Raw genomic sequence first — 17,226 nt, forward strand, 5'->3', positions numbered from 1 at the left:
GCCTAGCGGCCAGACCAGCCGGCCCGGTGGACCGCGTCCGATACCAGTGGGGAAACGCTCAGGAAACCTCTGCTCCGGTTGATTGGCCGCACAGCCACGTCCGCAGCATCCTGGAAGGAACCTGACATGTCTCTGCCAGAAAACGGTCTCGACCGCCGCGCATTCCTGCAGCGAGCCGGTACTGCGGCCGCGGCCGGCGCGGCCCTTCCCCTGCTGGGTTCCACGCTCCCGGCGTACGCCGCCCCGGCCGATCCGGATCAGCTCTTCTGGCAAGGCCGGTTCGCGGACGCCGAGTGGGGCTACCGATGCCTGCTGCGCGACGACCCGGACAACGCTCACGCTCACGCCCGGATCGGTTACATCGCGCTACTGGCCAACCGATTCCGTACTGCGGAGACGCATCTGTCCGAAGCCATCTCCCTGGCGCCTGGCGACATCGCTTCCACCCAGCGCCTCGCGGAGTCCTTCGTACGGCGGGACCAACTCGCTCGCGCGGTCCCGCTGATGCGGCGTACCGGCCGTCCGCGCGACACAGCGTTCGGCGAGGTCTACTCCCAACTCAAGGGCAGGCCCTGGCAGATCTCCGGGGCCCGCAGTACCCGCGTACCCTTCCACACCTTGGATCCGGTGCCGTCGGTCGAGGCGCGTCTCAACGGTGGAAGGCCGGAGAAGTTCTATCTCGACACCTACGGCACGCTGGACCTGTCGCCAGAGGCCGCGGAGAAGGCAGGACTGCGGACGCTGGCCAGCTGGGAAGGCGGCGTCGTTGACGGCCAGCCCGTCGTGATCCACCTGGGCATCCTGGCTTCGTTCAGGATCGGCGACATCGAGATCCGCAACATCCCGGTGCAGTGGAACAACGTGCAGCGGCCGCCCCTTCCCGACGGCTCGCAGGCGGCCGGTGCGTTCGGCACCACGGTCTTCTACCACTTCCTGACCACGATGGACTATGCCGGCCAGGCCCTGCTGCTGCGGCGCACTCCTGCTCGTCCCCCACGCAACGAGCTCGCCAGATTGCCGCTGTGGCTGGCCGGCGACCACTTCCCGTGCACGGTGGGCAGCCTCGGGCGGCACAAACCCAAGATGGTGACCGTGGACACCGGTGGCATCGCCAGCGGCCTGGACACGACGGTGGCGATCGCCGAGCAGTACGGCCTCACCGTGGACTACGCCCATCCGAGGGAGCGGAACGGGATCAAGGTGTACCCGGTCACCGCCGACCGGATCAGTCTCGGCAACGCGGTCAGGCGCAACATCCGGGGCAACGCCGTGGAGAAGCTCGGCCCCGGCATCCCCGGCCCGGGACAGTCGGCGCAGTTCGGGTTCGACCTGATCGCCAACTTCACCCATGAGTTCTTCAAGCCGTACGCCGTCACCTTCGACTACGTCGGGATGAAACTCTCGATCACACAGAGGTGACCTTCTCCACCAGGCAGATCGCAGCGGGCGGGACCGAGCGGACCAGCAGGACCCCGTTGGGAGCTTCGAAAACCGGCTGGCCGAGCCTCGCCGGGTGGATGCCGAGGAGTACCTCGACCTTGGATCGCCTGCCGACAGGGCTGTCCGGGGCTGGGGCGAGGTGCACGTGGGTACGCCGGCCCGGGTGCAGGCCCGCGGCCAGGATGGAGTCGAGCGCGGCCAGATTCGTGCCGTGCCACAGGAGTTCGGTGGGGGTCACCTGGCGCCAACTGTTTTCCAGAGCTTCCAGGGTGACCGGCATGCCCTCGCTGGAATGCCCTTGGCAGGCGCGGATCCGGTCGCCGTCCACCTGCAGGCGCGCCTTATCGTTGCGCTCGACGGCGGCCGCGAGCGCAGTACGGTCCAGGTGGAGGAGTTCGCAGACGTCTTCGATCAGAGCCCAGCCGTCGGGGGTCATGGCGAGGCCGCGCTCGCCCGCGGTGTGTCTGAGCAGTCGGGACAACTGCCGGCTCGCCTGGCTCACGAGACGTAGCGTGTCAGCAAGGTCCGCAACGTGTCGAGACGGTTGTCGGCGGGGCGGTTGCGACGGGTGACCAGGTAGTAACGGATCTTCGGGAGGTCCTTGATCGGGATGGTCCGTACGGCGGCAGGCGTACGGACGAAGCCGTTGACCACCGCGGGCGCGATCCCCATCCGGACGAAGTGGACCAGCAGAACCCAGCCTTCGGCCTCCACCGCGACGGACCAGTCGACGCCCGCGTCCAGCAGGCTCCGCTCCAGTTGCTGCCGATGCGGGCGGGTCTTCGGCGGTACGACGAGCGCCTCTCCCTGGAGATCCTTCAATCGCACCGTACGCCGCTCCGCCAGCCGATGATCGGGCCGAACCGCGAGCACCTGCGGGTACTGCGTCAGCAACGCGCAGTCGAGATCCTCCGGCGGAATCGTGAGCGCGGTGACCCCGACATCAGCCGTGCCATCCCGTACTGCGGCGAGCGTGGCGTCCGAGTCGGTGGTCATCAGGCGCAACCCAAGCTTGCGATCGAGGTACCGGCGGAGCACGTCACCGATGACGTAGAGATACGCCCCGGAGCCGGCCGCGAGGACGAGCGGCCGGGGCGGCAGGACGTCGAGCGAGTCGAGGAACGCGGCGGCGCGCGACCTGGTGTCGTTGGCGAAAGCAGCAAGCTGGTCGCCGGTCTCGGTGAGCAGGAGGGTGCGGCCCTGCTTCTCGTACAGCTGCTTGCCCAGCGTCTGCTCGAGCTTGCGGATCCTGGCATGCAACGCGGGCTGGCTGACGTGCAGCTCGCCGGCCGCATGGGTGAAGTTGCGGTGCTTGGCGAAGACCGCGAACGTCTCCAGGTCCTCGGCGACCAGGCGATCCAGAATCATCACTTCAAACTATAGCTTTCAGGTCGCTTAATAGTTCTGTCGACATAGTCCGCAGCGGCACCATCGATCCATGAACAGATTGGGCATCGACATCGGCCGCGTCATCATCGACAGCCCGCCCGGCGAGGACACCGCGTTCTTCCACGGCGACCGGGCGGCCGTACTGCGTACTCCCGGCGTACCGGGCGCTTTCGCGGCCATCACCCGCTTGGTGGAACTCTTCGACGGCCAGGCCTGGCTGGTCTCCAAGTGCGGCCCACGCATCCAGCAACGCTCACTCGACTGGCTGCGGCACCACGACTTCTTCACCCGGACCGGGATCCCCGAAGCCAACGTCCGCTTCTGCCTCCGCCGCCCCGACAAGGCGATCCACTGCGCGGACTTGGCCATCACCCACTTCATCGACGACAAACCCGACGTCCACCACGCCCTGGCCGGCCTGGTCCCCCACCGCTACCTCTTCGGCCCCCAGCGAACCATCCCAGCCGGCCTGACCCACACCCCGAACTGGCCGACCGCCGAAGCAGCCATCACCGCGACCTGGAAAATCGAACCGCTGGAGCACGGATCCTACCGACGGTAGGATAGCCCCATGGGTGAACCAGCACGCACCGACAAGATGAGCGTCACCATTCCCTCCGAGCTGGCTGCCGAGCTCAGGGCGAGGGCCGGTCGCGGCAACGTGTCCGCCTACGTGACGGAGGCGCTGGTTCGCCAACTGGAGCACGACCGCCTCGGCGATCTGCTGGCCGAGCTTGCGGAGAACCACGATCCGGTGACCGAGGAAGAACTGGCGCAGGCCCGCGCCGAATGGCCCGAGCAGTGAGTGCCCGCAAGCGCGTGCGTTCCACCGCGCAAGGGACTCTGGTTCTGGACAACGAAGGCCTGTCGCGGGCGGCCACCGACCGCGCCATGTACATCCGGCTGCAAGCCGCGTACCTCGACGGCCGTCGCGTCGTCACCTCCGCCGCGATCCTCGCCGAAGCCCTTCGCGGCTCACCGCGTGACGCGGGCGTCCACCGCGTCCTCGGTGGGATCGTCGTTCAGCCGGTCACCCCGGCGATCGGTGAACACGCCGGGAAGCTGATCGGTAGTGCCAGGCTGGGATCCGGTCAGGCGGTGGATGCGATCCTCGTCGCCACCGCGCTCGCGGAACCGGGTCCCTGCGTGATCGCGACCTCCGACCTCGGCGACCTGGTCGCCCTGGTCGGCGACGAGGCTCGTGTCTCGGTCGTAGCGGCCGACAAGATCTGATCCAAGCCTGGATCCGCAAGCTAGCCGGTTTCTGCGGTTCGGATCTGGTCGGCGAGGCGGTGGGTGGCAGTGCGAAGGGCCTGCTCTGGGTCCACGCCGACCGCGCGGGCCTGGCGGACGAGGTCGAGCAGGAGTTGGCCGATGCGCGCGTCTTCATCGGTGGCTTCAACAGTTGGAAGACCATCAGGAAGGACTTTGGCCGCTCTGCCCAGGACCTTGTCGGCGAGTGCCAGGGCGGGGAGGGCGAGCGGGATGCCTTCGAGGACTGAGGTGCGTTGTTTTTCGGTGGCTTTGATGGATTCCCAGTTCGCCTCGACCGCGGCCGCGTCGGCGACCGGGACGCCGGCGAAGACGTGCGGGTGGCGGCGGATGAGTTTTTCGACCAGGTCGCCGGCCACGTCGTCGATCGAGAAGCCGTCGTCGTCGGGGTCGATCTCCTCGGCGATGCGGGAGTGGAAGATGACCTGGAAGACCAGGTCGCCGAGCTCCTCGCGCAGGTGCACGTAGTCGCCGGAGTCGATCGCCTCGAGCGTCTCGTAGGTCTCTTCCAGCAGGTACTTCGCCAGGCTCTGGTGCGTCTGCTCCTGGTCCCACGGGCAGACCCGGCGGAGCCGGTCCATCACCCGGACCAGGTCGATCAGCCGCGCCCCCGGTACGTCGTACGAGCCGTGCACGATCTCGACCTCGTACTCCGGTCGCGGCTCGCGGCTGAGCTCGTCGGCGATCAGCCGGAGCAACGCGGGCTCGCCGTCCTCACCGACCAGCCAGGCTACGTCGGAACCGTCCAACGCAGCGCTCGTCAGCCAGCTCCACTGCTCGGAGACATCGCCGTCGATGTGCTGGACGACGAGCCCGGACCCGATCAGCGCCTGGACGTCAGGCCGGGAAGGCCCGGCCGAGGCGCCGATCTGGCCGGCGTCGGTGAACACCTGCCAGGCTGCCCGGGTCAGCAACCCGGGCGCGACCCGTGGACTGGTGAGGACGACCTTGATCGAGCCCGGCAAGGATCAGCCCTGCGGCTCGGCCGGCGGCTGCTCGGGCTGCTGCTGTTGCTGCGGGTCAGGCGTCTGGGCCTTCTTGGACTGCTCGGACAGGTTCGACAGCGAGCCCGAACCCTCCTTGAGCTGGGTGCCGTCCCAGCTGCCGTAGCGCGGCGCGATGTCGACGTTGATGGCCTTCGCCGCCTCCTCGACCAGCCTGGCGCCCTCGGCGCTCTGCTGCTGCGCGTTCGGGTCGGTGACCGACCCGGTACCGCCGCCCAGCTTGATCTGGCCGACCACCGCGCGGGCCGCCGCCCGGAGGAAGTCGGTGGTGACCGGGTTCGCCACGAACTTCGGGTAGAGCGACTGGTCGACGACGACCTTCATGGCCGGCGCGAGCTCGGCGTCGCTGACCTTGATCGAGCGCTGGTCGAGCACCTGGGCGGCCAGCTCGTTGCTGACCAGGATCTTCAGCACGGCCGCCGGCGCGACCTGCTGCTCGGAGCCCACCGCGCTCTGGATCGCCGTGGTGGACTTCTCCAGCTCGCCGACGCTGATCTCCTTGTCGCCGATCGTCGCCGCCGCGCCCGGGTGGGTGCCCGCTGCGCAGCCGCCGAGCAGCAGGACCGAGGCCAGCGCCACGCCACCTACCCGCAGCCTGGCCGCCCGAAGCCGTCGCGAAGTGCTCACCGAATCTCCTCGCATCTTCCAGTTCTTGGTCATACCGACGCGCCGACCGGTTCGGCGATCACGTCGTCGATCAGTCTGGTGCACCACTGCAGCAGCTCCTGGTCGCGGAACGGCTGACCGGCGACCGGCCGGGTGGCAGGTCTCGGCACCAGGATCGTACGCAGTTGCGGCTTGACCAGACTCTTCGGGTACAGCCTGTTGAGCCGCAGGACCTTCGAATCGGGCAGCTCGACCGGTCCGAACCTGATCAGATTGCCCTGCAGGGTGACGTCGTGCAGCCCGGCCTTGCGAGCGTGGTTGCGGAACTTCGCCACCTCGATCAGGTTCAGCACCGGCTGCGGGATGTCGCCGTACCGGTCGTGCAGCTCCTCGACCAGTTCCGCGATGCCGTCCTCGTCCCGTACCGCGGCCAGCCGCTGGTACATCTCCAGGCGCAGCCGCTGTGACGGCACGTAGTCGTGCGGCAGGTGCGCGTCGATCGGCAGCTCGATCTTGACCTCGGGCTCATCGGCCTGGGTGTCGCCCCGGTACTCCGCGACCGCCTCGCCGACCAGCCGGACATACAAGTCGAACCCGACGTCCGCGATGTGCCCGGACTGCTCGCCGCCGAGCAGGTTGCCGGCGCCGCGGATCTCCAGGTCCTTCATCGCGACCTGCATGCCGGCACCCAGGTCGGCGTGCTGCGCGATGGTGGCCAGCCGGTCGTGTGCCGTCTCGGTGAGCGGTTTCTCCGGCGGGAAGAAGAAGTACGCGTAGGCGCGCTCGCGGCCACGGCCGACCCGGCCGCGCAGCTGGTGCAGCTGGGACAGGCCGAGCAGGTCGGCGCGCTCGACGATCAGGGTGTTCGCGTTCGAGATATCGATGCCGGACTCGACGATCGTCGTACAGACGATGACGTCGGACTCCTTTTCCCAGAAGCCCTGGATGACCTGCTCGAGCTGGTGCTCCGGCATCTGCCCGTGCGCGACGCTGACCCGGGCCTCGGGGACCAGCTGGCGGATCCGGGCGGCCGCCTTCTCGATCGTGTTCACCCGGTTGTGGACGAAGAAGACCTGGCCCTCGCGGAGCAGCTCGCGCCGGATCGCGGCGGTCACCTGACCCTCTTCGTAGGCACCGACGAAGGTCAGTACCGGGTGCCGCTCCTCGGGCGGGGTCGCGATCGTGGACATCTCGCGGATGCCGGTGATCGACATCTCCAGCGTGCGCGGGATCGGCGTCGCGGACATCGTCAGTACGTCGACCGCGGTCCTGAGCTGCTTGAGCTGCTCCTTGTGCTCGACCCCGAAGCGCTGCTCCTCGTCGACCACGACCAGGCCGAGATCCTTGAACGCGACCTCACCGCCGAGCAGCCGGTGCGTCCCGATCACCACGTCGACCGAGCCGTCGGCCAGACCGTCCAGCGTCGCCTTGGACTCCTTGTCGGTCTGGAACCGCGACAACGGCGCGACGTTCACCGGGAAGGCGGCGTACCGCTCGGCGAAGGTCGCGTAGTGCTGCTGGACCAGCAGCGTGGTCGGCACCAGTACGGCGACCTGCTTGCCGTCCTGCACCGCCTTGAACGCGGCCCGGACGGCGATCTCCGTCTTGCCGTAACCGACGTCACCGCAGACGATCCGGTCCATCGGGGTGACGCGTTCCATGTCGTGCTTCACGTCGTCGATGGTGGCCAGCTGGTCGGGCGTCTCCACGAACGGGAACGCGTCTTCCAGCTCACGCTGCCACGGGGTGTCCTTGGCGAACGCGTGCCCCTTGGTCGCCTGGCGCGCGGCGTACAGCTTGATCAGTTCGCCGGCGATCTGGCGGACCGCCTTGCGAGCGCGGCCCTTGCGCTTGGCCCAGTCGCCGCCGCCCATCTTGTCGAGCGAGGGCTGCTCGCCGCCGACGTACCGGGTGACCTGGTCGAGCTGGTCGGTCGGCACGTACAGCCGGTCGCCCGGCTGGCCGCGTTTGCTCGGCGCGAACTCGATGACGATGTACTCGCGAGTGGCCTTCTGCGCGCCGGTGCCGACGGTGCGTTGCAGCATCTCGGCGTACCGGCCGACGCCGTGCTGTTCGTGCACGACGTAGTCGCCGGGCGCGAGCTCCAGCGGGTCGACGGTCTTCTTCCGCCGACTCGGCATCCGTTGCTGGGAACGCCGTTCGGCCGCCGACCGCTGACCGGCCAGGTCGTTCTCGGTCAGTACGGCGAACTTGATGCCTTCGGCAATGAATCCGCGTTCGAGCTGGCCCTGCGAGATCTGCACGACACCCGTCGGCGGGATCTCGTCGATGCTCTCGACGGTCCGCGCCGGCAGCTCCGCCTCGGAGAACACCTCGGCCAGACGCTGCGCCGGGCCGTGTCCCTCGGTGACGCAGACGACGCGCCACCCGTCCCGAAGCCAGCGACGCACATCCTCAACGGCAGCAGCCGTTTCGCCGCGGTACGGGTCGACCTCGGTGACCGCGATCGAGCGGCTGCGGACCGCGCCGGCATCGGTGTCGATGTCGACCGAGATCCGCTCGCCCATCGAGTCGCGCAGGTCGGTCGGCACGTCGGTCGGGGCCGCCGCGAACGGCGACATGCTCCACCAGGCAAGGCCCTTGCTCAGCGCGTGCGCCCGGACGTCGGCCAGCGAGATGTACGCCGCCGCGCCCAGGTCGATCGGCGCCTGGCCACCACCGGCAGCGGCCGCCCAGGACGCCTCCAGGAACTCCTGGCTGGTGGCGACCAGATCGTGCGCCCGGGCCCGGACCCGCTCGGGGTCGCTGACGATGACGTGGGTGCCGGCCGGCATCAGGTCGACCAGCAACTCCATGTGGTCGACCAGGACGGGCGCGAGCGACTCCATCCCCTCGACCGCGTGCCCCTCGGCAAGCTTCTCGAACAGTTCGGACAGCTGAGGGTGTTCCTTGGCCAGTACTGCGGCGCGGGAGCGCACCTCGTCGGTGAGCAACAGCTCGCGGCAGGGTGGAGCCCACAGGCCGTGCTGGGCGATCTCGAGCGACCGCTGGTCGGCGACCGCGAAGTACCGGATCTCCTCCACATCGTCACCGAAGAAGTCCACCCGCAGCGGGTGCTCCTCGGTCGGCGGGAAGACGTCGATGATGCCGCCGCGGACCGCGAACTCGCCACGCCGCTCGACCAGATCGACCCGGTGGTACGCCGCCGCTGAGAGCCGCTCGGTGACGTCCTCGAGCTCGACGGAGTCGCCGACGTGCAGCTGGACCGGCCGGAGATCGGCCAGCCCGGCGACCTGCGGCTGCAGCACGGACCGGACCGGCGCGACCAGGATCTTGATCGGCCCGGTGGTCTCGTCCGACGGATCGGGGTGCGCGAGCCGGCGCAGTACGGCGAGCCGGCGGCCGACCGTGTCGGACCGGGGCGACAGGCGCTCGTGCGGCAGGGTCTCCCAGGCCGGGTAGTAGGCGACCGTGCCGGGCTCGACCAGGCACTGCAGCGACTCGGTGAGCTCCTCGGCCTCGCGGAAGGTTGCGGTGACAGCGAGGACGGGACGGTCCGCGCCACGGGCAGCGGCGAGGGCAGCCATCAGGACCGGGCGGACCGGCCCGGGAGCGCTCAGGTCGAGGGTCGTGACGTCGTCCGTGCGGGCGTCCCGCACCGCCTCGGCCACCACCGGATCGGTGATCAGGGTGTCGACCAGACCGGCCAGTTTCACGAGTTGTCCATCACTACGAGTTATACCGTCCTTGGGTCACTTCTAGGCCATCCGTCAGCAGGGACTCGACGGCGTCGGCGGTCCGGTCGACCGCGAACGGGAGATCCTTGCGTTCGGCTGAGGAGAACTCGTTCAGCACGAAGTCGGCCGGGTTCTGCCGCCCGGGCGGGCGGCCGACCCCGAACCGGACCCGATAGTAGTCGCCGGTACCGACAGACTTCCGGATCGACTTGAGTCCGTTGTGCCCGTTGTCGCCGCCGCCGAACTTGGCCCGGAGTACGCCGAAGTCGATGTCCAGCTCGTCGTGCAGCACGATCAGGTTCGTCGGCTCCACCTTGAAGAACTTCAGCAGCCCGGAGACCGGGCCGCCCGACTCGTTCATGTACGACCGGGGCTTGGCCAGGATGGTCCGGATGCCGCTGATCCTGGTCTCGACCACGTCGGCCTTGGCCTGCTTGTGCTGCTTGAAGTTGCCGCCGGACCGGGCGGCCAGCTCGTCGGCGACCATCTGCCCGACGTTGTGCCGGGTCTTGGCATAGGAAGGGCCGGGATTCCCCAGCCCGACGACCAACCACACGTCGTCCGCCACGGATCCCGGCCCTCCTGTCGAACTTTGTTACCTACTGCTGGGGCGTACTGCCTAGGCGCTGGCCTCGGCAGCGGCCGGCTCGTCGCGCTCGATACCGGCCTCGGCCTCCGCCTCGGCCATCTCGGCGTCGGCCTGCGCGGCGGTCTGGGCCGCGGTGACGTTGACGATCAGGGTGTCCGGGTCGACGGCCAGCGTCGTACCGGCCGGCAGCTGCAGGTCGGACGCGTGGATCTGCGCACCGGCGTCCAGGCCCTCGACGGAGACGGTGACGCCGTCCGGGATGTGGGTCGCCTCGGCCTCGACCAGGATGGACGCGTTCTCCAGCACCACCAGGGTCTCGGAGACGGCCTCGCCCTCGACGTGCACGGCGATCTCGACCTGGACCTTCTCGCCACGCTTCACGATCACCAGGTCGACGTGCTCGATGGTGTTCTTGATCGGGTCACGCTGGACCTGCTTGGGCAGTGCGAGCAGGCTGTCGGAGCCCTCGACCTCGATCAGCAGCAGCGCGTTGGCGGTCTTCAGCGCCAGCATCGTGTCGTGACCGGGCAGGGTGATGTGCACCGGGTCCGTGCCGTGACCGTAGAGAACGGCGGGCACCTTGTGGTCCCGGCGGATACGGCGGGCAGCACCCTTGCCGAACTCCGTGCGCGACTCGGCTTGGATCTTGACCTCGGCCACGAGATGAACTCCTCAAGTGCGTTGCGGTGATGTGTTGTGGTGGTCCTGCACAGCTGCTGGCCTCAGCGGGCACGTCTTGACTCCGGAAGGCGTCAGGCAACGAACCACCGCGTCGATCACGGAGCCGCGCCCGACAGATCACGGGTGAGCGTGACTGCGTCCGGGGGGCGTCCCTCGCCGAGGCAACCAAAACAGTCTACCCACGTGTGCGCCCAGACGAGAAATCCGCTCCGGGGGTGATTTTCTCCCCTCGCGCCGGCGCCGACTTTCGGGCGGGGTGGAGCGGAGTTTCGTCCGGGCTTACTGAAAATGGTTGTCAAGTCAGATACAGTCCTGCTGCACGCTGACAACCGAACCCTGGGGGACCCGGTGACCGCCGCTCACCAACGCTTCAGCCCTGCCCTGCCCACCTCCGCCCGACCCGACAGGCGCCGTTCCGTTCTGCGGAGTGCCGCTGCCGCCGGGTTCGCGCTGGTGCTGGCACTGGCGGTGGCGTTCCTGCCGTTGCGCTCGTACGCCGAAGCGCCGCCCGAGGTGCTGCAGGCGGTCCACACCGACGCCCTGCACACGACGTACGACGGCTCGGCGCTGCGACTCAACACGCGGATCGGACTGGGTGACTACCGCGAGGCGGACCCGGCCGGGCTGATCTTCAACCTGGAGGACAAGGGCACGGCCAGGGTGGAACTCCCCGACCACCCGGCCTTCGCGTTCCTCGGCAAGCCCGGCGACTCGGTCTGGATCGCACCGGAGGCGCAGGATCCCGAGCTGATCTGGCCGGGCTGGGACACCGAGACGATCGCCCCCGGCGTACTGGCCGGCGACGTCGTCGACCTGACGCTGGTGTCGGCCACCGGGCCGGGCAACGTCGAGGTCTTCTTCAACTACAACGAGTTCACCGGCGTAGCGCAGAGAGTGTTCAGCTCAGCCGACCCCGCAATCCGCGTCCACCGCCAACAGGTCGGCCGACACGTCCACGCGAACTGGTCGTTCTCCCAGCTAGGCACCTACACCCTCACCTTCCAAGCAACCGCCACCACAACAGCCGGCGCCCCGCTGAGCTCAGGCCCAGTCACCTACACCTTCGTAGTCGGCCCCTACACCCCACCAACCCCCACCCCCACCGTCACCCCACCGACCAGCCCGACGGTGACCCCGCCCACCAGCACCCCACCGACCAGCCCGACGGTGACCCCACCGACCGGCACCCCACCCACCACCCCTCCGGTCACCCCACCCACGGGCACTCCCCCGACCACGCCTCCGGTCACCCCACCCACCGGCACCCCACCCACCACCCCTCCGGTGACCCCACCGACGAGCACTCCCCCGACCACGCCACCCACCACCCCGCCGGCCACCCCACCGACGACACCACCGACCACCGCGCCGACTCCTCCCGGCACCAGCCCGACGCCGACGCCGTCCTCGACGCCAACGCCCACCCAACCGCGGACCTCGCCCACCGCTCCTTCTGGCGGGCAAGCGGATGACAACTCAAGTGATTCCCCGCCGAATCCCAACCCGACCAGCACGCCCTCGGGCAACCTCCCACCCTGCATCACCACCCCACCGCCGGCCCCCACCACGACCGCACCGGGCGGAACCACCTCCACCAGCACCCCGAACCAACCCGGCGACACCACCACCTCTCCCGGCGCCACCACGTCTTCTCCCGGCGGCACCACCTCCCCCGGCACAACCCCCAGCACCACCACCCCGCCCAACCCACCAGGCGCCGACCCAACTCGAGTAACCCTCTCCAACGGCCACGCCGACTACGCCGTACGCCTGGAGGGCAACAAACTCACCTCCCGGGTAAAGGACGGCACAAAGCCCGGCACCCCGATCTGGCGCGACCCCGCCAAGGTCACCATCCGCCTGACCGCGGCAGCCGCCACCCGAGCACCCGGCGGAGCGTTCGGCTTCCTCGGCCCTGAGGGCGCGCAACTCTGGCAGATCCCGCAGACGCAGAAGGACGGCGTCATCTGGCTCGGCTGGAACACCGAGGAACTCACCGCCGGCCAGCTCTCCACCGGTGTCGACTGGCGCCTCGACCGGGTCACCGGACCGGGCAACTTCGCCATCTTCGAGTTCGACTCGTTCGGCCGCCCGAAGATCATCTTCAACAGCGGTGACGGCCTGCCGGACACCTACAGGATCCCGCTGGGCACCCACGCCCACGGCAACTGGGCCTTCACCACGCCAGGCACCTACCAAGCCACCTTCACCCACACCGCAACGCTCACCAGCGGAGCCACCTCCTCCACCACCGCAACCCTCACCTTCGTTGTAGCCACCACCGCCAACGCCCCCGGCGGCGCCGCCTACCCAGCAGCCGCCCGCGCCACGGGCGCACAGAACACAGCCGCCTCGAATGCGGTTGCTATAGGCGGCAGCGGCACCCAGAGCGCAGTGACCGCGTTGGTGGCGGGTGGTTCGCCTCGGCCTGGGGTGGACTGCAAGTTGGCTTCTACCGGCGGTGACATCGGCGCCGGGTGGGTTGGCGGCGGGGCTGCGCTGGTAGTGATCGGTGTTGTCGTGCTGGTTGCCACTCGCCGCCGGAGTGACGCGTGAGGCGCGGCAGGCGGGTGACCGCCGCGGCGCTGGCGTTCGTAGTACTGGCTGCCAGTGGATGTTCTGGAGTTGCGGCCGGTGGTGGCGGGAAGCTCAATGTCGTCGCGACGACCGAGATTCTGGCTGACCTCGCCCAGCGCGTGGGTGGTGACCGGGTGGAGGCGTCCTCGCTGGTACCGGCCGGTGGTGACCCGCATTCCTACGAGCCGGCCCCGGCGGACGCCAAGCGCGTGGCCAAGGCCGACGTCACCTTCACCAACCACCTGCTGCTCGAACCGCAGGCCCTGATCAAGACGATCGACGCGAACGCGCCCAAGGACTCCCCCAACGTCTCGCTCGCCGAGGCGGCCGAGTCGTACGGCGCGCACGTGATCCCGCTCGTCGAGGACATCGGCCTGGACGTGCTGTGGCTCGGTCTTCGCGTTCGCGGCAACGGCAAGGCGCGCGGCGCCACCCGTACGTCGTCCGTCCAGCTCACCGCCACCAAGGTCGTCGGCCCCGGCAAACTCGTCGCCTACCTGACCGAGTCGCTCGGCCAGCCCGACGTGTACTTCGACTCCGACGGCCCGGCGGAGAGCATGACGCTGCCACCCGCCGCCCACACCCACCTCAACTGGGCCTTCACCAAACCCGGCGTCTACCACCTCACCCTCGAGGGCAAGCTCGACGTCGGCGACGGCAAACCCCTGCAGACACTGGGCAGCGGCACCTTCACCTTCGCCGTCGGAGTCGAACCCCACCAGGTCCGCCCGGCCGACGGCGGCAAGGCGACCGTCCTCGACGACGGCCACACCGACTTGACCGTCGACCTCGACACCGGCCAGGTCTACGCGTACTCCGATGCGAAGCAGCCAGGCGAGGCGCAAACCGTCGTACCGGCGGCCCGCGTCGTCATCGACGTCCCGGGCAAGGCGCTCGAGACCGTGCCGGACGATCCGCGGTTCGCGTTCCTCGGCAAGGCGGGAGCGCAGATCCACCAACTCCCGCAGGCGGTGCTCGGCAAGCACGTGCACGGCGAGATCGACCCGCATCTGTGGGAGGACGTCGCGAACGTGAAGGCCTACGTGCAGTTGATGCGGGACACGCTGGTCAAGGTCGATCCGGATGGGGCGAATACCTATCGCAGCAACACCGACGCGTATCTGCGGGAGCTCGACGACCTCGACTCCTATGTCCGCTCCCAGTTGGCGAAGATTCCGGCCGCGCGGCGGCAGCTGATCACGACCCATGACGCGTTCGGCTACCTGGCGTCGGCGTACGGGATGAAGGTGGCCGGGTTCGTCGTACCGAATCCGGCGCAGGAGCCGAGTGTCGAGCAGGTGCGCAAGCTGTCCGAGACGATCCGCAACCTGAAGGTGCCTGCCGTTTTCATCGAGCCGAACCTGGCGCAGCGCGCGTCCGTGCTGACCCAGGTCGCCCGCGACAACGGCGTCCGGGTCTGCTCGATCTACGGCGACTCGTTCGACGAGAAGGCCAAGACCTACGTCGCAATGATGCGGCACAACGCCGACGAACTGCTGCGCTGCCTGGGGGATCCGAAGTGAGACTGCTGCTCGCGCTTTTGTTGCCGGTGGCAATTGTTCCGGCGCCGCCGACCGAACAGGTGGTGATCGCCACGGGGCATGTCGACATCGGGCCGCGGTTCGTGGACGGCAAGTGGACGATCCAGTTGCGCGACGACACCGGTGACCCGACGGTCTGGCGGCCGCTGGAGAACGTCGTCGTCCAGGCGACCGACAAAGCGTCACTCGCCGTGCCCGCCGATCCGTCGTACGAGTTCCTCGGCAAGCCGGGGGCGAAGGTGTGGGTGATCCCGCAGGTGCAGCAGGACGGTGTGGTCTGGCCGGGCTGGAACACGCAGGACACCGAGGTGGCGAAGCGCGTCGACCGTGAGGTGACGTGGTCGCTTGAAGGCGTCGAAGGGCCGGGCACCTTCACGCTCTTCCTGAACTCGGACTTCGGCAAGCCGTCGCCGGTCTTCGACAGCCGCAAGCCGTTCCCGCAGCAGACCGGCGTCGACGTCAACACCCACGTGCACGGCAACTGGACCTTCTCCGCGCCCGGCACCTACCTGCTCGACATCGCCATGACCGCGAAACTCACCGACGGCACCACCGTCACCGACCGCAGACCCCTCCGCCTGTACGCCGGCCCCGGCAACCCCCGAGAAGCCTTCAAACCCACAACCGCAGGCGCGGAGGCACCCGCCGCTGAGCAGCAGCCGGCGGACGAGGGCAGCGGCACGCCTTGGCCATGGATCGGCGGCTCCGCCGCCCTGATCGCGCTACTCGCTGCGACCTACGTCCTCATCCACCGGAGGCGAGCATGAAGGCGGGCGCCTCCGACGCCGAGGCAACTGTTGGCGCCGGCACCTCGTCCGCAGTACTACGGGTTGCGGGTGTGGGTGTGGCGTTGGGTGGGCGGCGGGTCCTGCACGACGTGGATCTGGTCGTCGAGGAAGGCGAGCAGGTTGGATTGATCGGACCCAACGGAGCTGGCAAGACGACGCTGTTGCGGGCTTTGCTCGGGCTCCTGCCGGTGAAGGAAGGCAGCATCGTCGTCGGCGGGCAGTCGCCGCGGGAAGCCCGCGGGCGGATCGGCTACGTGCCGCAGCGGCACGAGTTCGTCTGGGACTATCCGGTCGACGTCCGGACCGCGGTGATGACCGGCCGGACACATCGGATCGGGTGGCTGCGAAGGCCCGGCAAAGACGACCACGCAGCTGTCGCCGAAGCGCTGGAGCGCGTGGACCTGACCGATCTCCAGCGCCGGCCGATCGGTGAGTTGTCCGGTGGGCAGCGCCAGCGCGTGCTGGTCGCCCGCGCCCTCGCGCTGCGCCCGAGCCTTCTCCTGCTGGACGAGCCGTTCACGGGTCTCGACGTACCGACGCAGGAGATTCTCACCCGGCTGTTCCGCACGCTGACCAGTGAAGGCACCGCGATTCTGATGACCACGCACGACTTGCCGGCCGCCGCCGACACCTGTGGCCGGCTCTGTCTGCTGAACGAGACCGTCATCGCCGACGGATCGCCCGAGGAGCTGCGGGATCCCGCCATCTGGCTGCGGGCCTTCGGCGTCGCGCGGTCCGAGCAGCTGCTGCACACGCTCGGGGTGACCCGATGATCGAGTTCTTCGTCGAGCCGTGGCAGCACGTGTTCATGCAGCGGGCGTTCCTCGTCGTCCTGATGTCCGGCGTCGTCTGCGGCGTGATCGGCAGCCACGTGGCGCTGCGCGGGATGGCGTTCATCGGCGATGCGGTGGCGCATGCGGTCTTCCCCGGTATCGCGATCGCCTTCGTGCTGCAGACCAGCCTGGTGGCCGGGGGAATCGTTGCCGGGCTGATCACCGCCTTCTCGATCGCGGTCGTTTCCCAGAACCGCCGGCTCAAGGAGGACACCGTGATCGGGGTGTTCTTCGCGGCGGCGTTCGGGCTCGGCATCGTGGTGATGAGCACCGCGCCGGGGTACGGCGGATCGCTGGAGTCGTTCCTGTTCGGCTCGGTGCTCGGGATCAGTGACGGTGACGTCGTCACGGTCGCGGTCGCGGGTGCCGTCCTGCTGCTGGTCAGTGCGGCGTTCCACAAGGAGTTCGTCACCGTCGGTCTCGACCGGGAGACCGCGCGCTCGGTCGGGCTGCCGATCTTCTGGCTGGACATGGCCCTGTACGCGATGGTGACGATCGCGATCGTCATCTCGATCCAGGCCGTCGGCAACATCCTGGTGCTGGCGCTGCTGATCACCCCGGCCGCCTGCGCCCGGCTGCTCACCGACCGGATCGTCGCGATGATGCTGATCGCGCCGCTGATCGGCGCGTTCTCCGGCCTGACCGGCCTGTACCTATCCTACGCGTTCAACCTCGCCGCCGGCGGGCTGATCGTGCTGACGGCGACCGCCGTCTTCCTCGCCTGCTGGGTGTTCGCGCCCCGGCACGGCCTCCTCCGCCACCGTCGCAGCTCCGCTGCGGCGGCTGTAGTCCCCGCCCGAGTGTGAAA

Annotated in this window: 16 protein-coding genes; 9 read left to right on the forward strand and 7 right to left on the reverse strand. The window is 68.8% G+C overall.

The features are described from left to right. Positions 1-126 precede the first annotated feature (126 nt). Complete coding sequence (locus tag ACQPYM_RS33850; RefSeq protein WP_433008689.1) at positions 127-1,419, forward strand: aspartyl protease family protein; 1,293 nt, start codon at positions 127-129, stop codon at positions 1,417-1,419. On the opposite strand, the gene ACQPYM_RS33855 is transcribed toward ACQPYM_RS33850, so the two are convergent. Then, positions 1,406-1,942, reverse strand: a complete 537-nt coding sequence (locus tag ACQPYM_RS33855; protein ID WP_433008692.1) for an RNA 2'-phosphotransferase — start codon at positions 1,940-1,942, stop codon at positions 1,406-1,408. The genes ACQPYM_RS33850 and ACQPYM_RS33855 overlap by 14 nt on opposite strands. Beyond that, complete coding sequence (locus ACQPYM_RS33860) at positions 1,939-2,808, reverse strand: LysR family transcriptional regulator (protein ID WP_433008696.1); 870 nt, start codon at positions 2,806-2,808, stop codon at positions 1,939-1,941. Before ACQPYM_RS33860 ends, ACQPYM_RS33855 begins: the two co-directional genes overlap by 4 nt. A gap of 70 nt (positions 2,809-2,878) precedes the next feature. Between ACQPYM_RS33860 and ACQPYM_RS33865 the strand changes: the two genes are divergently transcribed. From ACQPYM_RS33865 to ACQPYM_RS33875, 3 genes are read left to right on the forward strand one after another with little or no spacing between them, the layout of a single operon-like run. Beyond that, positions 2,879-3,391 carry a hypothetical protein gene (locus tag ACQPYM_RS33865; RefSeq protein ID WP_433008699.1) on the forward strand — a complete coding sequence of 171 codons (513 nt, stop codon included), beginning with the start codon at positions 2,879-2,881 and terminating at the stop codon, positions 3,389-3,391. Positions 3,392-3,400: 9 nt separating this feature from the next. Next, positions 3,401-3,634: a hypothetical protein gene (locus tag ACQPYM_RS33870; protein WP_433008702.1), complete on the forward strand. Its 234-nt coding sequence runs from the start codon at positions 3,401-3,403 to the stop codon at positions 3,632-3,634. A gap of 14 nt (positions 3,635-3,648) precedes the next feature. After that, positions 3,649-4,062 (forward strand): type II toxin-antitoxin system VapC family toxin, encoded by a 414-nt coding sequence (locus ACQPYM_RS33875; protein ID WP_433008704.1) that lies wholly within the window; start codon positions 3,649-3,651, stop codon positions 4,060-4,062. Between the two features lie 20 nt (positions 4,063-4,082). Here the strand turns inward: ACQPYM_RS33875 and ACQPYM_RS33880 are convergent, their stop codons facing one another. From ACQPYM_RS33880 to ACQPYM_RS33900, 5 genes are read right to left on the reverse strand one after another with little or no spacing between them, the layout of a single operon-like run. Beyond that, positions 4,083-5,066, reverse strand: coding sequence for a MazG family protein (locus tag ACQPYM_RS33880; RefSeq protein ID WP_433008707.1), 984 nt, complete (start codon positions 5,064-5,066; stop codon positions 4,083-4,085). A 3-nt stretch (positions 5,067-5,069) separates the two neighbouring features. Beyond that, on the reverse strand, positions 5,070-5,732 hold the full coding sequence (locus ACQPYM_RS33885) for a hypothetical protein (protein WP_433008709.1): 663 nt from the start codon (positions 5,730-5,732) through the stop codon (positions 5,070-5,072). Positions 5,733-5,761: 29 nt separating this feature from the next. Next, positions 5,762-9,388 (reverse strand): transcription-repair coupling factor, encoded by a 3,627-nt coding sequence (gene mfd, locus ACQPYM_RS33890; protein ID WP_433008712.1) that lies wholly within the window; start codon positions 9,386-9,388, stop codon positions 5,762-5,764. Between the two features lie 13 nt (positions 9,389-9,401). Then, on the reverse strand, positions 9,402-9,977 hold the full coding sequence (gene pth / locus ACQPYM_RS33895) for an aminoacyl-tRNA hydrolase (protein ID WP_433008715.1): 576 nt from the start codon (positions 9,975-9,977) through the stop codon (positions 9,402-9,404). 51 nt (positions 9,978-10,028) lie between these two features. Further along, on the reverse strand, positions 10,029-10,658 hold the full coding sequence (locus ACQPYM_RS33900) for a 50S ribosomal protein L25/general stress protein Ctc (protein ID WP_433008717.1): 630 nt from the start codon (positions 10,656-10,658) through the stop codon (positions 10,029-10,031). 369 nt (positions 10,659-11,027) lie between these two features. On the opposite strand from ACQPYM_RS33900, the gene ACQPYM_RS33905 reads away from it, so the two are divergent. The 5 genes from ACQPYM_RS33905 to ACQPYM_RS33925 are packed head-to-tail and all read left to right on the forward strand — an operon-like array spanning position 11,028 to position 17,224. Continuing rightward, entirely contained in the window at positions 11,028-13,235 is a 2,208-nt protein-coding gene (locus tag ACQPYM_RS33905; RefSeq protein WP_433008720.1) for a choice-of-anchor M domain-containing protein, read from the forward strand. A 14-nt stretch (positions 13,236-13,249) separates the two neighbouring features. Then, positions 13,250-14,779, forward strand: a complete 1,530-nt coding sequence (locus ACQPYM_RS33910) for an anchored repeat ABC transporter, substrate-binding protein (RefSeq protein WP_433023442.1) — start codon at positions 13,250-13,252, stop codon at positions 14,777-14,779. Next, the gene (locus ACQPYM_RS33915) at positions 14,776-15,564 is read left to right on the forward strand and encodes a choice-of-anchor M domain-containing protein (RefSeq protein ID WP_433008723.1); all 789 of its coding nucleotides are present in this window, start codon (positions 14,776-14,778) and stop codon (positions 15,562-15,564) included. The genes ACQPYM_RS33910 and ACQPYM_RS33915 overlap by 4 nt, the downstream gene beginning before the upstream one ends. Next, the gene (locus tag ACQPYM_RS33920) at positions 15,561-16,358 is read left to right on the forward strand and encodes an anchored repeat-type ABC transporter ATP-binding subunit (protein WP_433008726.1); all 798 of its coding nucleotides are present in this window, start codon (positions 15,561-15,563) and stop codon (positions 16,356-16,358) included. The genes ACQPYM_RS33915 and ACQPYM_RS33920 overlap by 4 nt, the downstream gene beginning before the upstream one ends. Continuing rightward, positions 16,355-17,224 carry an anchored repeat-type ABC transporter permease subunit gene (locus ACQPYM_RS33925; protein ID WP_433008728.1) on the forward strand — a complete coding sequence of 290 codons (870 nt, stop codon included), beginning with the start codon at positions 16,355-16,357 and terminating at the stop codon, positions 17,222-17,224. Before ACQPYM_RS33920 ends, ACQPYM_RS33925 begins: the two co-directional genes overlap by 4 nt. Positions 17,225-17,226: the final 2 nt, after the last annotated feature.

The sequence above is a fragment of the Kribbella sp. CA-294648 genome (assembly GCF_050943845.1).
GTDB lineage: Bacteria > Actinomycetota > Actinomycetes > Propionibacteriales > Kribbellaceae > Kribbella.

Excerpts from the sequence above, each read along its gene's own strand:
- ACQPYM_RS33870 (WP_433008702.1), top strand. The coding sequence starts at position 3,401 with ATGGGTGAACCAGCACGCACCGACAAGATGAGCGTCACCATTCCCTCC.
- ACQPYM_RS33850 (WP_433008689.1), top strand. The coding sequence starts at position 127 with ATGTCTCTGCCAGAAAACGGTCTCGACCGCCGCGCATTCCTGCAGCGA.
- ACQPYM_RS33860 (WP_433008696.1), bottom strand. The coding sequence starts at position 2,808 with ATGATTCTGGATCGCCTGGTCGCCGAGGACCTGGAGACGTTCGCGGTC.
- ACQPYM_RS33925 (WP_433008728.1), top strand. The coding sequence starts at position 16,355 with ATGATCGAGTTCTTCGTCGAGCCGTGGCAGCACGTGTTCATGCAGCGG.
- ACQPYM_RS33865 (WP_433008699.1), top strand. The coding sequence starts at position 2,879 with ATGAACAGATTGGGCATCGACATCGGCCGCGTCATCATCGACAGCCCG.
- ACQPYM_RS33920 (WP_433008726.1), top strand. The coding sequence starts at position 15,561 with ATGAAGGCGGGCGCCTCCGACGCCGAGGCAACTGTTGGCGCCGGCACC.